The organism is Shewanella zhangzhouensis (genome assembly GCF_019457615.1).
GTDB classification, from domain to species: domain Bacteria; phylum Pseudomonadota; class Gammaproteobacteria; order Enterobacterales; family Shewanellaceae; genus Shewanella; species Shewanella zhangzhouensis.
In genome coordinates this window covers 3,554,346-3,579,088 of record NZ_CP080414.1, presented here as the reverse complement: position 1 = coordinate 3,579,088, position 24,743 = coordinate 3,554,346, and the positions used below count along the sequence as shown (strand labels likewise).

24 protein-coding genes are annotated in these 24,743 nt (G+C 55.2%); 16 read left to right on the top strand and 8 right to left on the bottom strand.

Annotated elements, in window-relative coordinates:
* The first annotated feature begins 101 nt into the window (after window positions 1-101).
* The 10 genes from K0H63_RS15755 (at window position 102) to K0H63_RS15710 (ending at window position 9,363) form a co-directional block, all read left to right on the top strand.
* Window positions 102-1,358, top strand: a complete 1,257-nt coding sequence (locus K0H63_RS15755; protein ID WP_220065495.1) for an efflux RND transporter periplasmic adaptor subunit — start codon at window positions 102-104, stop codon at window positions 1,356-1,358.
* Entirely contained in the window at window positions 1,342-1,479 is a 138-nt protein-coding gene (locus tag K0H63_RS15750; RefSeq protein ID WP_157608342.1) for a hypothetical protein, read from the top strand. The genes K0H63_RS15755 and K0H63_RS15750 overlap by 17 nt, the downstream gene beginning before the upstream one ends.
* Before the next feature lie 44 nt (window positions 1,480-1,523).
* Window positions 1,524-2,216: an ABC transporter ATP-binding protein gene (locus tag K0H63_RS15745; protein ID WP_220065494.1), complete on the top strand. Its 693-nt coding sequence runs from the start codon at window positions 1,524-1,526 to the stop codon at window positions 2,214-2,216.
* A 9-nt stretch (window positions 2,217-2,225) separates the two neighbouring features.
* The gene (locus K0H63_RS15740) at window positions 2,226-3,521 is read left to right on the top strand and encodes an ABC transporter permease (protein ID WP_220065493.1); all 1,296 of its coding nucleotides are present in this window, start codon (window positions 2,226-2,228) and stop codon (window positions 3,519-3,521) included.
* 11 nt (window positions 3,522-3,532) lie between these two features.
* Window positions 3,533-4,750 carry an FtsX-like permease family protein gene (locus tag K0H63_RS15735; protein ID WP_220065492.1) on the top strand — a complete coding sequence of 406 codons (1,218 nt, stop codon included), beginning with the start codon at window positions 3,533-3,535 and terminating at the stop codon, window positions 4,748-4,750.
* Between the two features lie 79 nt (window positions 4,751-4,829).
* Window positions 4,830-6,293: a sigma-54-dependent transcriptional regulator gene (locus K0H63_RS15730; RefSeq protein ID WP_220065491.1), complete on the top strand. Its 1,464-nt coding sequence runs from the start codon at window positions 4,830-4,832 to the stop codon at window positions 6,291-6,293.
* 43 nt (window positions 6,294-6,336) lie between these two features.
* Window positions 6,337-7,626, top strand: a complete 1,290-nt coding sequence (locus K0H63_RS15725; RefSeq protein ID WP_258405596.1) for a sensor histidine kinase — start codon at window positions 6,337-6,339, stop codon at window positions 7,624-7,626.
* Between the two features lie 194 nt (window positions 7,627-7,820).
* Entirely contained in the window at window positions 7,821-8,189 is a 369-nt protein-coding gene (locus K0H63_RS15720; protein WP_203327237.1) for a curli production assembly/transport protein CsgE, read from the top strand.
* A gap of 2 nt (window positions 8,190-8,191) precedes the next feature.
* Window positions 8,192-8,581 carry a curli assembly protein CsgF gene (locus tag K0H63_RS15715; RefSeq protein WP_220065489.1) on the top strand — a complete coding sequence of 130 codons (390 nt, stop codon included), beginning with the start codon at window positions 8,192-8,194 and terminating at the stop codon, window positions 8,579-8,581.
* Window positions 8,578-9,363, top strand: a complete 786-nt coding sequence (locus tag K0H63_RS15710) for a CsgG/HfaB family protein (RefSeq protein ID WP_220065488.1) — start codon at window positions 8,578-8,580, stop codon at window positions 9,361-9,363. The genes K0H63_RS15715 and K0H63_RS15710 overlap by 4 nt, the downstream gene beginning before the upstream one ends.
* 155 nt (window positions 9,364-9,518) lie before the next feature.
* Here K0H63_RS15710 and K0H63_RS15705 read toward each other — a convergent pair whose 3' ends face one another.
* Together K0H63_RS15705 and K0H63_RS15700 are read right to left on the bottom strand one after the other, a co-directional pair.
* Window positions 9,519-10,121, bottom strand: coding sequence for a TetR/AcrR family transcriptional regulator (locus K0H63_RS15705; protein ID WP_220065487.1), 603 nt, complete (start codon window positions 10,119-10,121; stop codon window positions 9,519-9,521).
* 12 nt (window positions 10,122-10,133) lie between these two features.
* The gene (locus K0H63_RS15700) at window positions 10,134-11,573 is read right to left on the bottom strand and encodes a coniferyl aldehyde dehydrogenase (RefSeq protein ID WP_220065486.1); all 1,440 of its coding nucleotides are present in this window, start codon (window positions 11,571-11,573) and stop codon (window positions 10,134-10,136) included.
* A 162-nt stretch (window positions 11,574-11,735) separates the two neighbouring features.
* On the opposite strand from K0H63_RS15700, the gene K0H63_RS15695 reads away from it, so the two are divergent.
* The 3 genes from K0H63_RS15695 to K0H63_RS15685 all read left to right on the top strand — a co-directional run bounded on the left by K0H63_RS15695 (window position 11,736) and on the right by K0H63_RS15685 (window position 13,406).
* The gene (locus K0H63_RS15695; protein WP_220065485.1) at window positions 11,736-12,119 is read left to right on the top strand and encodes a SpoIIAA family protein; all 384 of its coding nucleotides are present in this window, start codon (window positions 11,736-11,738) and stop codon (window positions 12,117-12,119) included.
* A 48-nt stretch (window positions 12,120-12,167) separates the two neighbouring features.
* Window positions 12,168-12,599: a universal stress protein gene (locus K0H63_RS15690; protein ID WP_220065484.1), complete on the top strand. Its 432-nt coding sequence runs from the start codon at window positions 12,168-12,170 to the stop codon at window positions 12,597-12,599.
* A 135-nt stretch (window positions 12,600-12,734) separates the two neighbouring features.
* Window positions 12,735-13,406: a hypothetical protein gene (locus K0H63_RS15685; protein ID WP_220065483.1), complete on the top strand. Its 672-nt coding sequence runs from the start codon at window positions 12,735-12,737 to the stop codon at window positions 13,404-13,406.
* 71 nt (window positions 13,407-13,477) lie between these two features.
* Here K0H63_RS15685 and K0H63_RS15680 read toward each other — a convergent pair whose 3' ends face one another.
* Both K0H63_RS15680 and K0H63_RS15675 read right to left on the bottom strand, forming a co-directional pair.
* A complete protein-coding gene (locus K0H63_RS15680) occupies window positions 13,478-15,016 on the bottom strand; it encodes an MFS transporter (protein WP_220065482.1) in 1,539 nt (512 codons plus the stop codon).
* A gap of 210 nt (window positions 15,017-15,226) precedes the next feature.
* Complete coding sequence (locus K0H63_RS15675) at window positions 15,227-15,613, bottom strand: DoxX family protein (RefSeq protein WP_258405595.1); 387 nt, start codon at window positions 15,611-15,613, stop codon at window positions 15,227-15,229.
* A gap of 84 nt (window positions 15,614-15,697) precedes the next feature.
* Between K0H63_RS15675 and K0H63_RS15670 the strand changes: the two genes are divergently transcribed.
* From K0H63_RS15670 to K0H63_RS15660, 3 genes are all read left to right on the top strand, one after another.
* Window positions 15,698-16,588: a LysR family transcriptional regulator gene (locus tag K0H63_RS15670; protein WP_220065481.1), complete on the top strand. Its 891-nt coding sequence runs from the start codon at window positions 15,698-15,700 to the stop codon at window positions 16,586-16,588.
* An 83-nt stretch (window positions 16,589-16,671) separates the two neighbouring features.
* Complete coding sequence (locus tag K0H63_RS15665; RefSeq protein WP_220065480.1) at window positions 16,672-17,412, top strand: sporulation protein; 741 nt, start codon at window positions 16,672-16,674, stop codon at window positions 17,410-17,412.
* Between the two features lie 269 nt (window positions 17,413-17,681).
* Complete coding sequence (locus K0H63_RS15660; RefSeq protein WP_220065479.1) at window positions 17,682-18,965, top strand: MFS transporter; 1,284 nt, start codon at window positions 17,682-17,684, stop codon at window positions 18,963-18,965.
* Window positions 18,966-19,073: 108 nt separating this feature from the next.
* On the opposite strand, the gene K0H63_RS15655 is transcribed toward K0H63_RS15660, so the two are convergent.
* The 4 genes from K0H63_RS15655 to K0H63_RS15640 all read right to left on the bottom strand — a co-directional run bounded on the left by K0H63_RS15655 (window position 19,074) and on the right by K0H63_RS15640 (window position 24,659).
* The gene (locus K0H63_RS15655; protein ID WP_220065478.1) at window positions 19,074-19,361 is read right to left on the bottom strand and encodes a hypothetical protein; all 288 of its coding nucleotides are present in this window, start codon (window positions 19,359-19,361) and stop codon (window positions 19,074-19,076) included.
* A 529-nt stretch (window positions 19,362-19,890) separates the two neighbouring features.
* The gene (locus K0H63_RS15650) at window positions 19,891-20,718 is read right to left on the bottom strand and encodes a hypothetical protein (RefSeq protein WP_220065477.1); all 828 of its coding nucleotides are present in this window, start codon (window positions 20,716-20,718) and stop codon (window positions 19,891-19,893) included.
* A gap of 917 nt (window positions 20,719-21,635) precedes the next feature.
* Entirely contained in the window at window positions 21,636-23,120 is a 1,485-nt protein-coding gene (gene pntB / locus K0H63_RS15645; RefSeq protein WP_203324787.1) for a Re/Si-specific NAD(P)(+) transhydrogenase subunit beta, read from the bottom strand.
* 12 nt (window positions 23,121-23,132) lie between these two features.
* Window positions 23,133-24,659: a Re/Si-specific NAD(P)(+) transhydrogenase subunit alpha gene (locus K0H63_RS15640; protein ID WP_220065476.1), complete on the bottom strand. Its 1,527-nt coding sequence runs from the start codon at window positions 24,657-24,659 to the stop codon at window positions 23,133-23,135.
* Window positions 24,660-24,743 lie beyond the last annotated feature (84 nt).

Genomic DNA, 24,743 nt, shown 5'->3' with positions numbered 1-24,743 from the left:
GTTGAAATAAAAGAAAAATAAATTCTGGCACGCTATTTGTTTTACTCCCTGCATCTTACGTTTCATTACCCAAGACCGGACACACCGGCGAAGGACAAGGCATGATCAGGGATACCAGCGGACAAGACAGAGTAGTGGCCCCAAACAAGTATCGTCGTATCGGGTGGATTGCAGGCGGTGTGGCGCTGTTTGCCATCGCAGCCGCCTGGGCCATGGGCAACAGCGGCATTTCTGCCGGGCATTCCGTTAAGCGCAGCGATTTGGTCACCGCCACCATCACCCGCGGCACCCTGGTGCGCGACATCATCTCCAACGGCAAAATCGTGGCGGCCAATGCGCCTATTCTGTATGCCAGCGCCGAAGGCATGGTCACATTGTTGGCAAAACCCGGTGATACTGTGTCCCAGGGTCAGGCCCTGGCTACCGTCGACAGCCCCTTGCTCACCAATGCGCTGGCCCAGGAACAAGCCCGCCTTTCGGGGCTCGAAGGCGAAGTGGAGCGCGCCACCTTAAGCGCCCGCCGCGAGCAGCTCAGTGCCCGTCAGGTGCTGGATACCGCCAGAGTAGAGCTCGAAGCCGCCGAGCGTGAAAGCCGCCGTGGCGACCTGCTTATTGCCAAAGAACTTATCAGCCGTATCGACTTTGAAAAGGTAAAAGACGACTACAAAAAAGCCCAGCTGCGCTTTGACCATGCCGAGCAGGAAGTGGCGCTGATGGCCGACACCCAGGCCTTCGAGCTTAAAAACAAGGCGCTGGAACTCAAACGGCAACAGCTGGTGGTGGATGACCTGCGCCGTCAGGTGGCTGCTCTGGAAGTGACCGCACCCGTGGATGGCATTATCGGTAACTGGCTTACCGAACAAAAAGCCCGCTTAAGCCGCGGCCAGGCAATTCTGACTGTGGTTGACCTGAGTGCCTTTGAAGCCGAATTGGCCGTGTCTGAATCCTACGCCGACGAGTTGGGGCTCGGTATGGCGGTAGAGCTGGACCTGGGCGGCGTTAAAACCACAGGTACTCTCGCTTCTATCTCACCGGAAGTGAGCCGCGGCGAAGTCCTCACCCGGGTACGCTTTGATAACGCCGAGGGGCTGAAGCTCAGGCAAAATCAGCGGCTCAGTGCCCGTATCCTTCTGGAAAATTTAGAAAATGTACTCATGGTACGCCGTGGCAGCTTTGTCAGCGATGGCGGTAACCATGTCTACCGTATCGAAGGCGATATCGCCAGTCGCACCCCCATCAAGCTTGGCGCCCGCAGTGTCAGCCAGGTGCAGGTGCTGGACGGTGGCCAGGTCGGTGATGAGTGGATTATCTCCGGCAGCGACAAGATGAAGCAGGCCGAGCATGTCAGCCTCTATTGAGCCATCTGAAATGAAACAAAGACGCCTGGGTTGGATGATTGCACTGTTGATGTTGGCCCTTGCCATGGCCTCGCAGTGGCTCGCCACCAATCCGGCGCTGGGACTGATGTTGCTGCGCTGATGCGGCAACCCGAATAAATAGATTAACGAGTAAGGAAGCGAACCATGTTAACCATGAAGAATATCAATAAATTGTTCCGCACAGAACTGGTGGAGACCCATGCGCTGCGGGACTTTAACCTGGAGGTGGCCGAAGGGGAATTTGTGGCCGTGACCGGACCTTCAGGCTCAGGGAAAACCACCTTTTTGAACATTGCCGGCTTGCTGGAAAATGCCTCCGGCGGCGAATACTGGCTCGATGGTGAGAACGTGGCCAACCTCAGTGACAGTGCGGCAGCCAGAGTGCGAAATCAGAAAATCGGCTTCATTTTTCAAGGCTTTAACCTGATTCCGGATTTAAACCTGGCCGAAAACGTCGAGCTGCCCCTGCGTTACCGTGGTTTTGGCAGCACCGAGCGCAAGCGCCGGGTGGAAGAGGCGCTGTCCCAGGTGGGGCTGGCGGCACGACAAAAGCATCTGCCATCGCAGCTGTCCGGTGGTCAGCAGCAGCGGGTGGCCATTGCGCGCGCTTTGGCCGGTGAGCCCCGTTTTTTGCTGGCGGATGAACCCACGGGGAATCTTGACTCCCTGATGGCCCGGCAGGTGATGGAACTGTTGGAAGACATTAACCGCAAGGGCACCACCATCATCATGGTGACCCACGATGGCGAGCTGGCCCGCCGCGCTGAGCGTAACATTCAGATTGTGGATGGTCAGGTGTGTGATTTCCTCACCAGCCGCGCCGTGGTTAACGGTTAAGGGGGCGTCATGTTCAGTCACTATTTGGATCTCGCCTGGCGCTCAATTCGCAAGACACCCATGATGTCGCTCTTGATGGTGTTTGCCATCTCTATTGGTATCGGCATCACCATCATGACGCTCAACGTGCACCAGCTGATGGCGAATAACCCCGCCGGCGATCGCAGCGATAAGCTGTATTCGGTCAACCTGTGGAGCCAGGGGCCGGACAGCTGGGATGAGTTTGCGGTGAACCTCAGCTTTCAGGACGTGATGAACCTGCGAAAGTCTGACGCAGCGCCCAGAAAGGCGGCCATGATTGCCACCGGTATGGCGTTGACCTCCACCAACCCGGAGGTCGAGCCCAAGCTGGAACACGTGCGGGCGACCGACCGCGACTTTTTTGCCATGTTCTCTGTGCCCTTTTTATTTGGTGGTCCCTGGGAGGCGGGGGCTGACAGCGAACCTGCCCGGGTGGTGGTGATTGGAAAAACCATTAACGATGCCCTGTTTCAGGGGAAAAACAGCGTTGGCGAAGTGGTGTATCTGGATAACAAGCCGTTTCGCGTCGTTGGCGTCATTGACGACTGGCGGGTACTGCCCAAGTTTTATGATCTCCACAATGGCCCTACCAACGACACCGAAAAACTGTTTATTCCCTTCTCATTGGTTGAACAAGAAAAGTATGACCCCTGGGGGAATGTCAGCGGCTGGAAATACGAGGACGGCGATCTCTTCAACACTGAGAAGGTGTGGATCCAGTTTTGGGCTGAGCTCAACACACCGGCCGAATTGGAGAACTATCGCAATTTCCTGGACGGTTATGTCGACAGCCAGCAGCAACTGGGTCGCTTTACCGACATGAGCCGCAGCAGCTGGGTAAGGCTTAATGACGTGGCCAATCACCTCAAAGACAACAAGGTCGTGCCCGAAGATAACCAGATCCTGATTGGCCTAAGTCTGCTGTTTTTGCTGGTGTGTCTGGTCAACATCCTTGGACTGATGCTCAGCAAATTCCTTAAACGGGCCCCCGAAGTGGGTGTGCGCCGTGCCATCGGTGCCAGCAAGCGGCAGATTTTCGCCCAGCACCTGGTGGAGGTAGGACTGGTTGGCATGCTCGGTGGTTGTTTTGGGCTGTTGTGGGCCTGGGGGGCGTTGCACTACCTGGCTAGCCGTTTCGCCCTCGATGACGCCCTGACCAGGCTTGACCCAAGCATCTGGTTTATTGCGCCGGGTATCGCCATCGGTTCCGCCATCCTGGCGGGTATGTATCCGGCCTGGGTTATTTGCAAAACCAAGCCCAGTGTTTACCTCAAGAGCCAATAAGGAAGTTTGCCATGTCTGCGATTAAACCGATTTTGAGCGCCATGCTGCGAAGCCGCAGTGCACCGGTACTCCTGCTGCTGCAAATCATATTGTCGGTGGCCATAGTGGCCAACGCTGCCTTTATTATTCATCAACGTCTTGGGCTGATGGAGCGTGACTCCGGGGTTGCCGAAGCCGAGGTGTTAAGTTTCAAACTGTATAACTTTGGCGACGGGGTGGATTTGAAAGAACGCAGCCGCCGGGATTTGGAGCTGCTGCGCGCCTTGCCGGGTGTTAAAACCGTGGCGCCCGCCAACATGCTGCCCTTGGGCAGCAGCGGCTGGCGCTCAGGTTTTGTGGATGGTCCTGACCCCGACACTGCCAAAAGCCTGCCCGGCATGGCGGTTTACATGGGCGATGAAAACCTGCTCGAAACCTTTGGCCTGAAGCTGATTGAGGGGCGCAACTTTATCCCCGGGCGTATCGCCGAGGGGCTGAACGACACCGAAGTACCCCGTGAGGTAATTGTCACCAAGGCCTATGCCAAGGCGGCTTTTGGCGATGAGAGCCCCATTGGAAAACGGGTGTATGAGGGGGGTATTACGGCCTTTACCATAGTGGGGGTGGTGGACAAGCTCCAAAGCGCCTGGGTCAATGACGATGAAGTGGAAAACAGTGTTCTGGTCAATGTGAATATGAATGGAACCGGCCAGTTCAACACTATGGTGGTGCGGGCCGAGGCGGTAGATCATGCGCGCCTGACCGATGCCATTAAAGAGGTGCTTCACCGCGACGATCCCCGCAGGGTGCTCTTCTCCTTCAAGAGCATCGCCCAATACCGGGAGTCCGCTTATGCCCAGCACGCCATGATGGCCTTTGTGCTGGGAGCCATGATAGTGCTGTTGCTGGCTATCACGGCGTTGGGGCTATCGGGTATGGTGATGTTCAATATCGAGCGCCGTACCAAACAAATAGGCACCCGCAGGGCGCTGGGGGCAACCCGCGGCAACATTTTGGGATGGTTTCTCACCGAAAACTATCTACTCCTCGGCATCGGGGCGCTGGTTGGCTCGCTGCTTGCCTTCGAGCTCAGCCGTCAGCTGATGGACTTCTTCAGCCTGGATGCCCTTGCCTGGCAATATCCCGCGGTAACTGTGGTGCTGCTGTTTGTGGTAACCACCATAGCAGTGATTATTCCCGCCAGAAGGGCGGCGGCGATTTCACCCTCTATCGCCACCCGCAGCGTCTAATGGCTGACCCAATCGAGGGCTCGCAAATGGCGGGCCCTTACGTTATCGTGTAGTGGCTGAATTACCCAAGATGAATCAAATGGATAAGATATTAATCGTCGACGACAATCTGGACGTTTGCCAAGCGCTTTCGCTGATGCTTGAACTGAGCGGTTACAAAAGCCATTGCGTGCAGAGCCCCGAAATGGCGCTCGATGCCATTGAGCAACACGAGTTTTCGCTGGTGATACAGGACATGAATTTCACCCGCGATACCACCAGTGGTGAAGAAGGGCGCGAGCTGTTCCATGCCCTGCGTGAGCGTCGTCCGGGGATCCCCATTATCCTGCTGACGGCCTGGACCGAGCTGGAAATGGCGGTGGAGCTGATGAAAGCCGGCGCTGCCGATTATCTGGGTAAGCCATGGGACGATGCCAAACTGCTCACCAGTATTGGCAACCTGATTTCGCTGCACAAACTGTCCCGGGAAAACGGCGAGCTCAAGCGCCAGAAGGCCGAGCGCACAGCAGTTATTCACGAGGCCAACCTCTGTGGTCTGGTGTTTGGCAGCGTGGCCATGGAGCGCTGTGTGGATTTGGCGCTGCAGCTGGCCAAGTCGGATGTATCCGTACTTATCACAGGTCCCAACGGCGCAGGTAAAGACCGCCTGGCCGATATTCTCCATGCCAATTCGCCGTTAAAAGACAAACCTTTTATCAAGGTGAATGTGGGCGCCTTACCCATGGAGCTGATGGAAGCCGAGCTTTTTGGCGCGGAGGCCGGTGCCTTTACCGGTGCCACCAAGGCCCGCATCGGCCGCTTTGAGGCCGCCGATGGCGGCACCCTGTTTTTGGATGAGATTGGTAATCTGCCTTTAAGCGGACAGGTGAAGCTGCTGCGGGTACTGCAAACCGGTGAGTTTGAGCGCCTTGGCAGTCATCAAACCCGCAAGTGTAAGGTCAGGGTGCTCAGCGCCACCAACGCCGACCTGCGACAGGACATCATCGATGGCCGTTTCCGTGAAGATCTCTTTTACCGCCTGAACGTGGTGGAGCTGGCGTTGCCGCCTTTGAGTGAGCGCCGGGATGATGTGCTGCCCCTGGTGCTGCACTTTACCCGTGGACGGGCGCTGGATGCCTCTGCCAAGGCTGCGCTTTTGGCCCACTCCTGGCCAGGCAATGTGCGCGAGCTGGAAAACGCCTGTAAGCGGGCGGATATCCTCGCCAGAGGTGAGATGTTGACTGCTGCCGATTTTGGTTTGATGCCGACGCAAGCGCCGCAGCCCGTGGTAAATCAATCCCAGATGGCGTCCCCTCAGGGGCACCACTACGGCTCTGTTCAGCACAATTCAGATCCCCATATCACAGAGCTTCACGTCACCGAGCCTCACATCACTGAGAACCATCACACCGAGCCAAACAGGCATGAAATAGAAGCCGCCATTGCCGCCCACAAGGGCGTGATTGCCAGGGTGGCCAAGTCCTTTGGGCTCAGCCGTCAGGCACTCTATCGGCGCATGGAGAAGTTTGGTATTGAGGTAAAGTCCTCCAAGGCCGAAGGATAAACCCATGGGGACAGGCTTTATGCTGAGCCTCAGAAGCAGGTTAATGTTAATAGTGCTCTTGAGTTGGCTGATTGGTGGCTCCATGGCCTATTGGCTGGGGGGCGATTGGCCATCGGCTTTACCTCTGCTGGCACTGGTCATGGGTGCTTTGGTGTCGTTGCTGCTCACCGCCTGGCTTACCCGTCCTGTGAACGATGCTATCAAGGCCATGGAACTTGGGCTGCTTAACCTTATCGACAATGATTTCAGCGTGTCTTTGCCCCAGAGTAAGGACCCGGAGCTGGGGCAATTGGCGGTACTCTTCAATCGCGCCTCCGGAGAGCTGCGCCGGGAGCGTCAGCATATCTACCAGCGGGAGCTGCTGCTGGACAAGGTTATTCAGAATTCCCCCAATCTGATGCTGCTGCTCGATGGCAGTGGACATATTATTTATGCCAATGACTCGGCGCGTCATGCGCTGGTGGGAGGCAAGCCCCTGACCGGCATGACGATGTCTTCGCTGACTGACCAGTTGGATGAGGCCATGGGCCGTATGCTGCGTGAAGGTGCCGATGGCTTGTTTGCCCTGGACCGTGACGGCGAGACCGAAACCTGGCACCTGAGCCGCGGCCGTTTCCAACTCAATGGCCTTGAGCACCAGCTTATGTTGCTTAAGCAGATGACCCGGGAGCTCAACCGTCAGGAAGTGGCGGTGTGGAAGAAGGTTATTCGGGTGATAAGCCATGAGCTGAATAACTCCCTCGCGCCCATGCGCTCCATGGTCAACTCAGGTCGGGTGCTGGCAGAGCGTCTGGAAGAGCCACGGCTTAATCTGATATTCGATACCATCGACAAACGCACCCAGCATCTTGGACAGTTTATTGAGGGCTATGCCCGTTTCGCCCGGCTGCCAATGCCAATCAAGACTGGGGTGGACCTGGGCCGTTTGTGCCATGAACTCAAGTTGCAGCTGGCGTTCAACATCGAGGGAGAACTGCCCACTGAGCCGGTGTGGGCCGATGAGGTGCAGCTGCAACAGGTGCTGATTAATCTCATCAAAAATGCCCATGAGAGTGGCTCTGCCCCGGAAGAGGTGAGCCTGTCGGTGCGTCGTCAGCACTTAAGAGAGCCCGGCGTGCTCATTGAGGTTAACGACAAAGGGCCGGGTATGTCGCCGGACGTACTGTCCCAGGCCCTCTTGCCATTTTACTCAACCAAACAGCAGGGCACCGGGCTTGGACTGGCGCTGTGCCGGGAAATCATAGAAGCCCATGATGGCCGCATCAGCCTGCAAAACCGCAGTGGCGGCGGCCTGCAGGTGCAGCTTTTCTTACCGCAACCCCCTCTAGTATAAAGGTGTTATTCGGGAAATCCTCGCCTATACCTTCGAGCTAATTTGCTGTAAATATTAATCTTTTTTGATGACCGCCTCGCGGCTCTCCTGCTACATTGCTGGCTGTTTGTGTGAAGTGGATCAAGGATTTTTCTGGCCAGGGGAGAGGCATCTTGAAGCAGGCATTATGGGCAGCCTTGTTGCTTTCGTTGTCTATGGTTTGTGCCTTTGAGGCGCGGGCGATGGACGATGAGGTGGAGATCAGCGGTCTGGTGATTGACCGAACCCTGACCCGCTTTGGCAAGGAGTTCAGCTTTTACTATTCCTCCTATTGGCGTGAATTGCCCTTTACCCAGGGCTTTAACGTTACCCTGACCGAAACCGTATTTCCCCAGGCCGGCACCCTGCTGGTGATGGAGATCAACGGCCAAAAGATTTACAGCACACACTTTGGCCGCAGGGCCAGCTCAATCAAGGACAAAGCCGAGCAGGCGGTACTCATTACAGTGGATTATCTGGCCCAGGTGAGGGCCAATGCCCTGCTGGGTGAGGGCGCCGATCTCGCCATCAGCACACAGGATTGAACATGAAAAGGACGTTATTCGCGGCGGCGCTGGCCCTGATAGGCTCGGCCGAGGCTACAGAGCTGGTTTATACCCCCATCAACCCGAGTTTCGGTGGTTCGCCACTCAATGGCTCTTTCTTGCTGAACAAGGCACAGAGCCAGAACGACAACCAGTCTCCCTCCAGTGAAAAGGACTTCGTGACCCGTTTCAAGGAGTCGCTGGAGCGCAATATCATCAACTCCATTACCCGCAAGGTTGCCGACGGTGAAATCACCGATGGGGTGTATGACACGGGCGATTACCGCATCGAGGTGGCCTCCAACGGCAGCGGCGTGGTGCTCACCATTACCAACCAGCTGACGGGTGAAGTTACAGTAATTGAGATGCCTGTTTATGGAGGTAATTCATGAGACTGCTGCTCGCGGTGGCGCTGCTGTCATTGGGTGGCTGCAGCCTTATCCCCAAACCAGACCTCAATATTACCGAGGCGCAGGTCAATCCCCTGAGCCAAACCATGGAAAGCCTGAAGGCTAAGCCCGGTCCCAAATACCCCATCCCGGTGGCGGTATATTCCTTTCGTGATCAGACAGGCCAATATAAACCCCAAGCGAACGTGAGCAGCTTCTCCACTGCCGTGACTCAGGGGGCGACCTCCATGTTGGTGCAAACCCTGCTGGATTCGGGCTGGTTTACGCCTGTGGAGCGTGAAGGGCTGCAAAACCTGTTAACCGAACGCAAGTTCATCAATAAACAGAAGAAATCTGCCGAACTGCCGGTTATGGCCAATGCCAGACTGCTGCTTGAGGGCGGCATTATCAGCTACGAAACCAACACCAATACCGGCGGCACGGGTGTGGAATACTATGGGATAGGCGCATCTGAACTGTACCGTGAAGATCAGGTGACCATTTATCTGCGTGCGGTGGATGTGCACACGGGTAAGGTACTGATGTCGGTGAATACCACCAAGCGGGTGATGTCTCAGGAGATGCGCGCCGGTTTGTTCCGCTTTACCAGTCTGAATCGTCTCGCCGAGGCCGAAGTGGGCTTTACCACCAACGAGCCGGTGCAGTTTTGTGTGCAGCAAGCCATCGAAGTGGCCGTTGCCGAAATGATTGAGAAGGGCGTTGCACAGGGCTACTGGTCAGCGTCTCAGTCAGCACCGGGCAGCCAGCAGTTGGGTGAAGACTGACAGACCCCATCTCTGGCAATGAAAAGAAAAAGCCGCTCACTGAGCGGCTTTTTCATTTAACTCATACGCGCACTTCTTCGGGAATGGAGCCCTGTCGCCGTGCTGATTACTGCCTTCAGGCGTTGGCTGCGCACTTCAGGCGTTGGCTGCGCACTTCAGGCGTTGGCTGCACACTGCTGCGCCATGGCATGCCAGAAGAGGCGAAAACTCGCTTCTCTGTGCCCGGCGTCATTGCCAAGGTCGGGATGATCCAAAAAAAAACGGGTCGCGGCCAGATACTGGCCATGGCAATTTTCCAGCATCAGTGGCAGCGGTAGCCGCACCAGTACCCCTGAGGTTTGCCCCTCGGCTATCATCACGCCGATAAAGCCGAGGATCCCCTGCATGGCTTGTTCACGAAGGGATAAGGGGATTTCCACCGACATGGAAAATTGCTGAAAAAACTGCTGCTTATCCGGGTTTTCAAGCGCCCAGTCGATGGCACCAAACCAAAGCTGCCTGGCCCTGTCTTCGAGCGTTCCTTCCAAAATCGCCATGGCCGCAAGGCTATCGGCAAACTCCTGCTTTACCGTTAAAAACAGGGTTTCCAGCAGGGCCTCTTTACTGGGAAAGTGATGAAACAGGGTACCTGTGGCCACCCCCGCCGCCTTGGCAATGCTGGCGGTGGAGGTGCCGTGAAATCCCTGGCCATTGAAAAGGCGCAGCGCCGCCGTCAATATCTGGTAGCGTTTGTCTGTGCCTCGGTCCTGAGTCGCCATCTGCATGAGTCCTCAGCGCAAAAAGACTTTCATCAATAGTTTTTGAATGGCGTTGCCATAGGGCGGGTGCACCAGCTTACCGGTGTTGAGGCGGCCGCGCTTAAGGACGGTTTTGGCATGGCTGAAGGTGCGGAATCCCTCTTCGCCGTGGTAGTGCCCCATTCCCGATGGGCCTATACCGCCAAATGGCGCATCGTCGGCGGCCACATGGAACACGGTTTCGTTGATGCAAACACCCCCTGAGTGAGTGCTGCTGAGCACCTTGTCCTGGGTGGCAGTATCGAAGCTCATCAGGTACAGCGCCAGCGGCCTTGGGCGTGCATTGATGTAACTTAAGGCATCATCGAGGCTGTCGTAGGGCACCACAGGCAGCAGTGGACCGAAGATTTCTTCCTGCATCACCAGCATCTCATCCGTCACCTGGGTCAACAGTTGGGTGGGCAGTTTACGCAGCGAACTGAGAGGCTGCTCGCCGCTGGCGCTGTGAACCCTGGCGCCTTGTTGTTTGGCATCATCCAGCACCTGCATCAGTCGTTGCCATTGGCGTTCGTTGATGATGGCGCCGTAGTCGTCGTTGGATTCAACCTTGCCGTACAGGGCGGCAAACTTGTCCTGATAGGCCTTGATAAAGGCATCTTCCTTACCCCGTGGCACCAACACATAGTCGGGTGCGACACAGATTTGCCCTGCGTTAAGGCATTTGCCGTAAATGAGACGCTCAACGGCGGTCTCCAGCGCCATATCCGGCGCTACTATCACCGGGGACTTGCCACCCAGCTCCAGAGTGACCGGGGTGAGATTGGCGCTGGCGGCGCGCATAACGTGTTTACCCACGGCGGTGGAGCCGGTAAACAGCAGATGGTCGAAGGGCAGGCTTGAGAAGGCGGCGGCCACATCGGCTTCCCCTTCAATAACGGCCACCTTGCTTTCGGCAAAGGTTGTTGCCAATAAGGATTTGAGCACCTTATTGGTCTCGGGAGTGAACTCAGACAGCTTGAGCATGGCGCTGTTACCGGCGGCAATGGCGGTCACCAGTGGCCCCAGGCTTAGCATCACCGGGAAGTTCCAGGGCACTATGATGCCCACAACCCCCTTGGGTTGATAAGTCACTTTGACGCTGGCCGGTGCCAAGAGGATCCCGGCGTGGCGCCTGCTGGGTTTGCACCAGCGGCTCAGCTTGGACAGACTATAATTGATGTGGTTAACCACCGGCATGATGTCGGATATCCGGCTGTCATCCGCACTGCGATGACCATAGTCGCGACTAAGGGCGCTGATCAACGCATCCTGCTGTTCCAACAAGGTCAGTTTCAACAGGGTCAGTGCATTTTTCCGTTCACTCAGGCTGGGATAGCTGTGCTGGGCAAACTTTTGTCGCTGGCGTTCGAAGGTTTGCTGCATGGCGGCTACTTCGCCGGATGGGGATGGCTGCATCTGGGGGGCTGCATTCATGGTGATACCCTTGCTGGAAATAAAACCGACTGATTAGTCGGTCTAGGTTAAGGCTTGCGGCTTAAATAGGCAAGCGCCGGGGAAAAACTTGATCTGGATCACGATTGTCTCTGCTGGCCAGTGCCTACAATAATGGTAGGTGTAGCGGCAAGGAGCATAGAGATGACAACACTCAGACATGGTTTAACCATAGGGGTCGAGCGTCACGGAAAGGATGATTTCTTTGTGGTGCTCAAGGTCACCGGCACACTCACCCATGAGGACTACGAGCGCATGGTGCCAGTGCTGGAGGGCGCCATTGCCGGTGTCAGTGATCCCGATATCTATATGCTGGTGGACGCCACCGAGCTGGACGGTTGGGAGGCGAGGGCCATGTGGGATGACCTGAAACTGGGCATCAAGCATGGCCGCCACTTCGAAAAAATCGCCGTGTTCGGCAGACCCGGCTGGCAAGAGTGGATGACCAAGTTTGCGGATTGGTTTACCCCGGCCGACGCCAGGTTCTTTGTCGACAGGCAAGATGCCCTGGAGTGGTTGGGCGACTGAGAACCAAAGGGACAAGCCTGATAACTTAAGGTGTTTCGGGAGGTAGATATGGTAAACAAAACAATACTGTGGCCCACAGACTTTACTGAAACGGCCTCCCATGCTCTCAGGTATGCGGTGGAAATGGCCAACCTGTATAAGGTGGGACTGAAGATTCTGCATGTGGTTCCAAGACCCATGGGCGATGAAAATTTCATGATATTGGCAATTACCCCGGAAGAACTCGCCAAGAGTATGGAGGACGCGGCAGCCGAAAAGATGAAATCCTTACTTGCCAAACTTCATACGGATTTGCCGATTGAAACCCAAATCCGTATGGGCGATGCAACGGATGAAATCATTGCCGAAGCCAACAACGGCGAGATTGGCATGGTGGTTATTGCCAGCCATGGGTACTCGGGTATTCAGCATTTTCTGCACACTAATGTGGCAGAGGCCGTCGCCAATGGCGCCCAATGCCCGGTACTGGTGGTGAAATAGTTGGTCAAGGGACTGTAAAACGCCCTGTTAAAAGCGTGATATAAAGCCCCGACTGCCGATGTCGGGGCTTTTCTTTTTGCTTGTTATTCGGTAGTTTGCCTGCACCAACAAGGAAATCTCATTAGGAAGACTGAAATGCATAAACTGCCTTTTTCTGCCGCCGTCACCGCCCCTGTGTTGGCGCTGATGCTGACAGCCTGCGGCGCCACCGATAAACCCGCCGCTGACAAGGCGCCAACCAATGCCGCCCAAACGGCCGAAGCCCCGGCAGTTGAAACCGCAGCCGCGCCTGTGGCTCCACCGGCGCCAGCAGCGCCCGACGTAAAAGCGGCGCCTGCACCCAAGGCCGCGCCGGCTGCGAAAGCCGTGAAGGCCGCCGAAGAAGGTGTGGTGTATATCCTTACCGACATTCCCTATAACCCCGAGAGCAACATAGTCGATAAGGTTGAGCTGGAATGCACCGAGTTGGGTCGTCAGTTTGCCGATTCCATCGTTAAATACGGTAATAAGCAAAAGCTGAAAATCAAGCGGGTAGAAGCTTTGCCGGATGACGGCTATGCGGTGAAAATCACCATCGACAATGTGTACAGCGAAGGCAACGCCAACCCCTTTAACCCCCATCGCAAGCATGTGGCGGCGACGGCCGTGCTGGTGATTGATGGTGAAGAAACCAAGATCAGCGATTTCTCACGTTTTTCCACCGGCGGTATGTGGGGCGGCTTCAAGGGCTCCTGCAGCGTGTTGCAGCACACGGTGAATACCCTGGGCAACGATGTTGCCAAGTGGCTGAAAAAATACGCCGGCTGAAATACAGCCCAATAAAAAAAGCTGCCGATGGCAGCTTTTTTATTCTGGAACAGTAAAGCCCGGGCGTTGATTTATGCCGGGTTTTGTTGCTGCATCTTAAACAGCCACTTGCCGTAGATAAAGATGCCTACCGCCGAGAGGGTGCCGATGGCGGCGATAATGTACCAGGCCATACCTATGTTGTGGGCGTTGTAGAGTACTTCGGTCAGCTCGCGGCTGCCGCGACCGGTAAACTCCACCAGTCGGGTAAAGGCTTCACCCTGTGGGATGGCGGCCACATCGGCGCTACTCATGCCTTCTTCACCCAGCATCTGACGGGCGAATTTCTCTTTCGAGGCGTACATCTCATACAGCTTGGGACCAAAATAGCCTTCCAGACCCCAGCCGATACCCTGTGGCAGCATCACAAAGCCCAGATACATGGCTTTTTTGCCCTCGGGGGCGATATTGCCCATAAACTCGTTCTTCTTGGGGCTAATCATCATCTCGCCCAGAGAGAACATGGCAATCGCCAGCACTATGTACCAGGCGGCGTGGGTGGCGCCAATCATCACAAAGGCACCGATGGACAACAGGCAACCCCACAGCATGGCGGTGGTAATGCGGTACTTGGCCGTCAGGGCCGCCACCAAAAAGCAGCTGGTCATAATCAGACCCGCGTTCAGGTTCAGCATGCCTTCCGGCATTACCTTGGTGCCTTCGTTATTCAGCCCCAGCCAGAACTGCAAAATGCCGCTGCGGGTGCCTTCTTCGCCAAACAGGGTGGAAACAATCACGCTGGTGTCTACCCATTCGGCAATGTGAATGGGCAGCACGTCGAAGAGGGAGTTGAACAGGAACCAGAAACCGGCAAACACCAGCATGTAGTAAATCACCACCGGCTTTTTCAGCTCGTTCCAGGCATCTTTCCACAGGAAGTCCTGTTTGATTTCACCGGCTTTAATCTTGCGCTGGCGCTCCAGTCGGGCTTCTTTGCCGGGTTCTTTATAGGTAAGCAAAAACAAAAAGTTAAGCGATATAATCGCGGCGCAGGCATAGAACACATTGTCCCATGACAACTGGCGCATGTGCACCGCAACCAGGGGGCCGAGGAAGCCGCCGATATTCACCACCTGATAGAAAATACCCCAGGCCATGGAGCTGTTATCGCGACGGGTGGCCAGTACCAGGGTGCCCTGAATACCGGGCTTGAAGATACCCGTACCGGCGGCCAGCAGCATGGCCCCTGCCAGAAAGCCCCAGAAGCTGGGGAAAAAGGCCATACACAGGTAGCCAGAGATTTTAATGATGGTGGAGGCGAAGATGGTTTCTTTGTAGCCCACCCGGTCGGAGATACCGCCGGTAAACACCGGGATAAAGGTTTGCAGTATCGCCCAGGTCGAAATAATGATGCCGTAGTCAGAAAGGGAAATACCCAGGCCGCCTTCGGAAACGGGCGCCTTGGCATAGAGGCCGGCACTGGCCTTCACACCGTAGTAGGCAATTCGCTCCACCAGCTCCATGCCGCCCACCAGCCAGAAAATGTAGCCAAGGCTCATGATGGAGGCCCACATGCCGAGCTGTTTGACCTCGCTGAGGTCGTTGCCCGAAAGATTCGTTGGTTGACTCATAGTCCGTCTTTCATCCTGTCATTGTTGTTATCGTCGGCTATTGTACGTTTGAATAGCGCCGCTGCCGGGGGAGTCTGCCACCGGCAGGCTCACTTTACAGGCTTTGGCGCCAAAGGCCAAAAAATCCGGGACAGAATGCCGGATGAATACCAAAAAAAGGGGAGTGCAAGGCACTCCCTTCCACAGGGAAAACACCGAAATCGCCAGAGGTCAGAAGGGATACCAGATGGCGTCTTTGCGGCGCAGGGTGATGATATAGAGGCACAGCGCCAAAAAGATCAGCGCCGGAATGGGCGAGGGCACATCGAAGGCCAGATGAAATCCGGCCGCACCAAGCATGATGGGGATTAAGCCCGTGGCGGCCAGAGCGCTCCAGCGCGGCAGCAAGAGGCCAATACCGGCCGCCAATTCGGCGGCGCCAATAAAGTAGCCAAACCAGGCAGGCAGCGCCATGGCCTGAAAGGCGCGGTGCAGCTCGGGGACGCCGAGCAATTTGGCAATGCCAAAGCCTGCCATGGGCAGCGCCAGCAGGAAAATAGGCAGTAAGCGCACAAAGGATGGGGCAGAGGGCATGATTGACGACAATCCGTGGGTCATTGAGGGATTGCCTCAGTATTCATCAGTCAAAAAATTAAATATATTGATTATCTTTTATTAAGATGATTCACAGGATTTATCTTCATGCCCTCTGTTTTTCAGCTTCAGGCCCTGTGCGCCGCCGTGGAAAAACCGTCGCTGCGTCAGGCCGCCGAGGCGCTGTGCAAAACCCAGCCCGCCTTGACCCACGCACTCAAACAGCTCGAATCTCAGTTGGGGCTGACCCTGTTTAACCGTGATGGCTACCGCCTTGTGCTCACGGGCAATGGCGAGCGCATTTATCAGCTGGCGCTGAAAACTTTAGAGAGCCACGCAGAGATTGAGCAGCTTGCGCAGCATCTGGGCCGGGGGGATGAAGACAGGGTGGTGCTGACGGTGGAAGCTTCATTCGAGCTGACGCCCATCCTCCAGGCGCTGGAGTCGGTGCAGGCCGAGTTTTCACAAACTGACATCGTGATTCAGCAGGAATACCTCACAGGTGCCGTGGAGCGGGTGCAGCAGGGGCAGGCAAATCTTGCCATTACACCGCTGGCACCGGCGCTGAGCCCGGGCACCCGGCTCGATACAAAGCCCCTGAGTCAGGGACAGATGCTCAATGTGGCCGCCCCCCGCCTGCTGGCACGCTATCCGGCGCTCTCCAGCGTAGAGCAGCTGCGAAAGGAATATCAGATATTGGTGCAGGACTCGGGCAGCGGCACCCTTGGGCTTAAGCTTGGCGTGCAAACTGCCCAGCGGCATTGGTATGTGAATAGCTTTGCCACCAAGCTCTCCTTGATTGAGCAGGGTATGGGCTGGGGGCGCTTGCCAGAGTGGATGCTGACAGAGGCATTGGCGACAGGGCGCCTGAGAGTGCTGGAGCTTGCCGATTTTCCCACTCGGCAGCGGTTTGAATATCATCTGGTGCGCCGAAGCGCTGCTGTGCCGGGCCCGGTGGCAACAAGGCTTTGGCAACGTCTTGGCGGCAGCTTACTTTAATCCTGTTTTAATCCTTCGCCTGCTACCATGGCCGACTTTCGGATTGGCTCGAAGCCGGTTCTGTACTTGCAAAGGATTCAAGCATGTTTAAAAAAATACTGGCTGCCGTTGGCATTGGCAGTGCCAAAGTGGATACCCGTTTACATCAAAGCCAGCTGCTGCCGGGACAAACCTTCAGCGCCACCATAGTGGTTCAGGGCGGTGACGTGGCGCAAAAAATCGATGGTATCGATTTGGCGCTGATGACCAAGGCCAAGGTCAGCACTGACAATGGCGACTACTTTAAAAATCATTGCCTCGCCCGTTGGCGGGTGGCCGAGCGCTTTGAAATTCAGCCCGGCGAAGTGCGTGAAATCCCCTTCAGCGGCCAGTTGCATCCCGAAACCCCCTTTACCGCGCTGCCGGTACGCAACAACCAATGCCATGTGTGGCTGCAAACCGGCGCCGACATTGACTCGGCAATCGACCCAACCGATGCCGATGTTATCGACATACTGCCAACGCCACTGCTTGGCCATGTGCTGAACGCCATGCAGGAGCTGGGCTTTGCCCTCACCAAGGCCGACGTGGAGCAGGGCTATTTGAGCGCCCCGGGATTTCGTTCCCGCTCCGGCTGTTATCAGGAGCTGGAATTCCACCCCCGCAGCTTTGGCTTCTCCAGCCTGCGCGAAGTGGAAATCTCTTTGGTGTGCGATGCCACCGAGACGCATCTCTTAATCGAACTCGACCGCGCTTTTCGCGGTGACGGCTACCGCGCGTTTTCCATCGCCAACAACGCCAGCGCTGGCGAGGTGTTCACCCAGCTTAAGCACTACATCCGCTGATAGCGGGTATAGTGCAACCAGTCAACACTTAAAGCCAAATGGCGCCTCCGTTTAACAGGGGCGCCTTTTTAATGCCAACCGACAAGGCTCGACCCCTTTCTGGCGCCGACAGATCCTTGCGTCGACACACACGACCCACTTCCAGCTATCTATCCTGTTCATGTCAGCGGTTGTAAAAAAGTGAAACCCTGCGTAGGTTAAAGGGCTTAACTTGAACAAGTTAAGTCAATAAGCGATCCCGCCTTTATGACCCAGCCCAGAGATGGATGATGCAAAGCGATATTTCCCTTGCCAGAGTGAAACAGTTTCCGCGCCTGATGTGGATTTTGCTGTTCGGCTCCTTTATCACCCGCGGCAGCTACTACATGGTGTGGCCTTTCCTGGCGGTGATCCTCTATGAACGCTTTGGCTTGTCGGCCACCCACGTTGGCATGATTTTATCCTCTGCGGCCCTGCTCTCTGTGCTGGTCAGCTTCATCGGCAGCGCCCTGTCAGACAAGATTGGCAGGCAAAAGATGATGTACGGCGCAGGCGTGCTCTACATCATTTCCTTTTCGCTGCTGGCCGAGGCCGATACGGTGGCGGGATTTGCGCTGGTCATCACCCTCTGCTCCATCGCCACCTCGCTGTGGCGGCCACTGGTATCGGCCCTGATTGGTGACATCATCCATGAGTCCGAGACCCGCGAGCTTGCGATGCAGAGCCTGTATTTTATCGTCAATGTGGGCTGCGCCGTCGGCCCCATTGCCGGTGTCTGGCTCGGGTTAACCGGCGAGCAGTCGAGTTTTTACATCACCACCGTGGCCTTTGCCATCTTGCTGCTGTTGCTCTGGTGGGGATTTGCCAATCACGAATTTACCGCGGCGAGTCATCAAGTGCAGAACGGCGGGGAAGGGAATGTGGTCGACTCTGGCAGCGATGACAAGACTGCATCCGGCATGCGCTATACCCTGCGGGTACTGGCCAAAGACCGGCTGCTGCAAAGCCTGATTCTGGCCAATGTCATCTGCATGTTCATCTTCGGCCAGATGGATGGCTCCCTGGTGCAGTACTTAAGCCGCGCCGAGGTGCCCAAGGTGCTTGAACTTATCTCCTCAATGATCTTCGCCAATGCGATGATCATCATCACCTGTCAGTTTTTGCTGCTCAAACTGATGGCCCACTGGTCTTTGGTTAAGCGTATTCAGGTGGCGCTGGTGCTGCTGGTGGTGTCGCAGCTGTGGATGGGGCTGAACCCGGTGACCTTTTTCTGGGGCTGGATTGGCGCCGTGATTGTGATGAGTCTCGCGGAGGCGGTGCTCTTCCCCACCATGAACGTGCATATCGACCGCATCGCTCCGCGCCATCTGCGCGGCGCCTATTTTGGCGCATCGTCCTTCTATGAATTTGGCTTCGCTTTGGCGCCACTGGGCGGCGGGATAGTGCTGGATCTCTTAAACGGCTCCTGGCTGTTCCTCGGCTGTGCCGTGCTCACCCTGCTGGTGATGTTTTTGTACAGCAAGTTGGAAAACCTGTCCCGCCCCGACTTTGCGACCGAGCGGGCAGGGGATTAACGCCGTGGTAAGGGGCCGCCGAAGCGAAGCGTAGGCTGTCCCGCGCAGGTCGCGCCTTTTGCGGCCAGAGTGAACTTAACCACTTTGTTATCTGCTGCAGCTTGCATGTTAATGGGATTGAACAAAACTAACTGAATTGAAGCAGCCAAAACAGACGAATACATATACCATGCCGCAGTCTCCAAGCGAGTATTCATCACCCACTGAGTCAAGCTGACCATAGAAGGTCATTTTATCGCCACAACACTTAGGCCATGCGTTTTCTCCTTGTACGAAATCAGGTTCGCCACCTATCTTGTGTCTGGAGCCAGCTTCATCATTGTATTTAAATCCGATGGCCTCTTTTGCTTCGATACTTTCAGGCGTCGGAATCAACTTTATTTCTGGTATCTTCATGGCTTGTCCGATATCTCAAAGCACATAACGCCCCGCGCATGCGCGCGAACCTGTGAGCGTCGCAGGGGCCGCAGGCCCCGAATGACGCGGTTTGTTAGCTTTGTTTAGTTTGTGGTAATTAATGTTGACGTTGGCCATAAGTAGACACCGTTATTTATGTAATATGACTTTAAAACCGTCATTTTACGCATTTTGAAAATAGCGGGTACACCGCCAAATCGTTTTTCGAAAACTGCAACGGCTTTGAGCCTGCGTACACGCCAAATATAAAACTCATGGCTGCCTTGCTGTAACTTTACAGCCTCTTTGGTAGCAAACCTGTGAATCAAAGTTCTAAGTTGCCTCTGTGGCAAATTTTGCCACACAAACACCCGAAGCAGCGGGCTGCCTTTTTCTAATTTCCATATACGATGCAGGTCGAATTACTCCGTAAAGCTAACGCCCGCATAATGGGCGGATTAAGCTTGGCTAAAATTAGCGAGGAACGAGCGCCAGCCAAGCTTTAGACGTCCATTCATTAATGCGTTTGTTATGAGTCTGCCCACTTTACTCTACTAGTCGAATCCATAATAAACTTTGAATCATTAAATACATATTTTTCATAAACTGAGTGATATTTCTCTCTATCTAACTCCCAATTACGACTATATGCGTTAATAAAAAATGTACCATCAGGATTTCTTCCCCATGTAATGAGAGGGAAATCACTACCAATATTAGATCCATCTACGAAGTAGTAGTTAAGCTCCCGGTCAAATTTATAAACCTTTATCCCTTCGCTATGAGCACCACACTTATAGCCCACTATCAATTCGGGATAACCGTCATTGTCGATATCTACGACTGTTATTTCAGCGCATATACCTTCGAATTGATGGAAACAAACAGGAGGTTTATCTGGGATGTAAACATATAAATAATGCTGGCCATCTCCATATGTGTTGTGCAAGGTAGACAATACCACTCGAACCTTGACTTTCGTTCTGCACTCGGACTTTGAAAAATATGGTTTAGGAACCTCAAACTCAACTGATTTATCTTGATGTTCTAGTGAGGATTTTCCCCATCCAAATTTATGTTGATTAGAGTCTTCATTGAGTAGCACTACATTATTAAAGATAAATCCCGCTTTAGAGTCTACATCGTCGGTGTAGAACTTTTCAGGGAGGTCCTTTTTCATAGAACGATGACGAATGAGCATCCAATCTTTTGGCCGAAGGCTAACACATGTAACGATCCCAAGTAGAGAGGTCACTACAGGTTCAAAATCTGGAGCTAGTAAAAACCAAATAATAGAAACAAAAGTTGCTACTGTTGCAAGCAAAAATAGGTAGTTACTTCTTATGAAAACAACCATAGAACCTCAATGGACTCATAACATTTGTATAGTGCGCATGCGCATAATCTCCCCGCGTGGCGCGCAGAACGCTTCGGCTCTCGCTAACAATGCAAAACTGTTTGCATTTTTGCCACTTACGCGGTCGCTAATACCTTCCGATTACTTGGTAAAATCTATCGCAACACACTGTTTTTAAATTTGAATTTTAACTTAGCAAAATTCATCCAAGGTGGAAAGCGCGCATGCGCATGATTTGCGCCCGTTTTGTTTCGAGCACCATTTTTTCGTGAGGAAGAGTCACGAAACCCAAAACACCTTTACTGAGGTATACACCTATCCCGCCCGAAGCGGCCGCAGGGCGTTTGAGCACATGGCGTAGCTGAGACATGGGCGAATATCGCATAGCGATGAGCTTATGAGCGCGAGGCAGGAAAGCCGAGCTGGGAGAGAAGCATATGGATATGCTTCGTCGAGGCTCGAGGGTCGAGCAGGATGCGAGTCACTCGTGTAGCCAATGTGCTCAAAAACGCCCAAGGAGTTGTCCGCTTCGTCGCGGGTCGCTGGGGGATTGGATAAGGGCTCATGCTCGCTAGAGTGCCTATGAGCGTGAGCCAAGGACGGCGAGCTGGCCTTTATGCAAGGATGCAATTGCAAGTCGATACTGCCCCCTTTCCCCGGGTGTGGGTTGGCGAGTGTCGCACAGCGACAGGTTTACGAGCGAGAACCAGGGATGGTGAACTGGCCATTATGCATGGATGCATTCGACCCACGACCTTAAGCCGCTTACAAAGCGACACAACACAACAAGACAAGTCACCCCAATGGCAATTGAAACCACTGCCGAGCAGGGATAAAAAAGGGCGCCTTATGGCGCCCTTTTTAAATTTAGCTTTGCACTATTAGCTATGTAACAACAGCCGGAGATGTTTGAAGGCTTACAGCGCCTTCAAAATCGCTTCAACACTGTCCTTGGCATCGCCAAACAACATCTGGGTGTTATCGCGGAAGAACAGCGGGTTCTGTACCCCGGCGTAGCCCGTGTTCATGGAGCGCTTGAAACCGATAACGGTTTGGGCTTTCCACACTTCCAGCACCGGCATACCGGCGATGGGGCTGGCCGGGTCTTCCGAGGCCGCTGGGTTCACGGTGTCGTTGGCACCAATCACCAGCACTACATCGGTCTCAGGGAAGTCTTCGTTGATTTCATCCATTTCCAGCACTATGTCGTAAGGCACCTTGGCCTCGGCCAAAAGGACGTTCATGTGGCCTGGCAGACGACCGGCCACCGGGTGGATACCGAAGCGTACTTCGATGCCACGGTCACGCAGCTTCTGGGTGATTTCGGCCACAGGATACTGAGCCTGGGCCACCGCCATACCGTAGCCGGGGGTGATGATAACTGAGCTTGCGTTTTTCAGCATGTCGGCCACATCTTCGGCGTTGGTTTCGCGGTATTCACCCATTTCTTCATCACCGCTGGACACGGCGCCATCGGTACCAAAACCGCCGGCAATCACCGAAATAAACGAGCGGTTCATCGCCTTACACATGATGTAAGACAGGATGGCACCCGAGGAGCCCACCAGGGCACCGGTGACGATAAGCAGGTCGTTGGAGAGCATAAAGCCCGCCGCTGCCGCCGCCCAGCCTGAGTAGGAGTTCAGCATCGACACTACCACCGGCATGTCGGCGCCGCCGATGCTGGCCACCAGATGCCAGCCAAAGGCAAAGGCGATAAGTGTCATGATGATAAGGGGCACCATGGCGCCGTCGGCTTTCACAAACAGCACCATCAGGCCAAAGGACACCAGTACCGCCAGCAGGTTGAGCTTGTGGCGATGTGGCAGCATCAGTGGCTTGGAGGAAATCAGCCCGCGCAGCTTACAGAAGGCCACCACAGAGCCGGTGAAGGTCACGGCACCGATAAAGACGCCGAGGAACACTTCCACCAGATGGATGCTGAGCATGGCACCGGTCAGCTGATGACCTTCGGCGGCCTTGCTCGCTTCCTGCAATGCGGCCTTGGCGGCTTCGAGGCTCTGGTCGATGTTGCCACCCACGCTAATCACCACTTCGGTGACCGCTTGGGGATGCACGTCGATAAAGCTGTTAAAGCCAACCAGCACGGCTGCCATACCCACAAAGCTGTGGAGAATGGCCACCAGTTCGGGCATCTCGGTCATTTCCACCTTGAGGGCCAGACGCACGCCAATGGCGCCGCCGATAACCATGGCGAGAATGATCCAGTGCACACCACTGGTTTCCGGGTTGAGGATAGTGGCAATAAGCGCAATGGCCATGCCCGTGATACCAAAGAGGTTACCCTGCTTGGCGGTCTCCTGACGGGACAGGCCCGCGAGACTCAAAATAAAACACAGCGCTGCTACTATGTAGGCTGCTGTTACCAGTCCTTGAGACACAGTGATTCCCCCTTAATCCTTACGGAACATCTTCAGCATGCGCTGAGTGACGGTAAAGCCGCCGAAGATGTTGATACTGGCAATGAGTACGGCGATAAAGGCCAGCACAGTCACCAGCGTCGAGCCGCTGCCAATCTGCAGCAGTGCGCCCACCACGATAATGCCCGAGATGGCGTTGGTCACCGACATCAGCGGCGTGTGCAGCGCGTGAGTTACGTTCCACACCACGTAGTAGCCCACCACGCAGGAGAGCAAAAATACCGTGAAGTGGGACAAGAACTCAGGCGGCGCCACGCTTGCCACGGCACCAAAGCCAATCAAACCCAGAGCGCCGAGAATATACTTGAGCTTGGAAGGCTCCTTGGGCGCGGCTTTTTTCAGCTCTACCTTGGGGGCGGCCTTGGCCGGAGCGGCAGACACAGAGATTGGCGGTGGCGGGAAGGTGACTTCACCGGCTTTGACCACAGTCATGTTGCGCATTACCACATCGTCAAAGTCGATAACGGCATTGCCGTCTTTCTCTTTGCACATCAGCTTCATCAGGTTCACCAGGTTGGTGCCGTAAAGCTGGGAGGACTGGGCTGGCAGACGGCCGGGCAGGTCGGTGTAACCAATCACCTTGACGCCGTTTTCGGTGACAAACAGCTCGCCCGGGACTGTGTATTCACAGTTACCGCCGGTGGCGGCCGCCATGTCCACAATCACAGAGCCGCTCTTCATCGAATCCACCATTTCCCTGGTGATAAGACGCGGTGCCGGTTTGCCCGGAATAAGGGCGGTGGTAACGATAATGTCGACTTCTTTGGCCTGTTCGGCAAAGAGGGCCATCTCGGCCTTGATAAACTCTTCGCTCATTACCTTGGCGTAGCCATCGGAGGAGGAGCCGTCTTCGCCGCCGAAGTCGAGCTTGAGGAACTGACCACCCATGGACTCGATTTGCTCCGCCACTTCGAGGCGGGTATCGAAGGCGCGAACCACGGCGCCGAGGGAGCCTGCGGTACCAATGGCGGCAAGACCAGCCACACCGGCACCAATCACCAGCACCTTGGCAGGGGGCACCTTACCGGCAGCGGTGATCTGGCCGGTAAAGAAGCGGCCAAACTCGTGGGCGGCTTCCACCACGGCGCGGTAGCCGCCGATGTTGGCCATGGATGACAGGGCATCCAGCGACTGGGCGCGGGAAATACGCGGCACCATGTCCATCGCCATCACGTTGATATTGCGCTGTGATAATTTCTCAACCAGCTCAGGGTTTTGAGCAGGCCAGATAAAACTCACCAAGGTAGCGCCGTCTTTGATTTCTTTTATTTCATCTTCGGTAGGGGCATTGACCTTAAAAATAAGATCGGCCTGCCATACGGAGGGCACTACACTGGCGCCCACCGCCTCAAAGGCGGCATCACTGAAGCTGGCAAGGGTGCCGGCACCAGATTCGATAGCCACTTCAAAGCCGAGTTTTTTAAGTTGCTCAACCGTTGCCGGGGTCGCGGCGACCCGGGTTTCACCGGCGAGACTCTCTCTCGGAATTCCAATTTGCATGACGATTCCCTGATGGTTATTGAAACGTGAACACACCGCTTCCTGTGTCGGGCGAAACAGGAGGGACAGGCTGGGCGGTTTTGC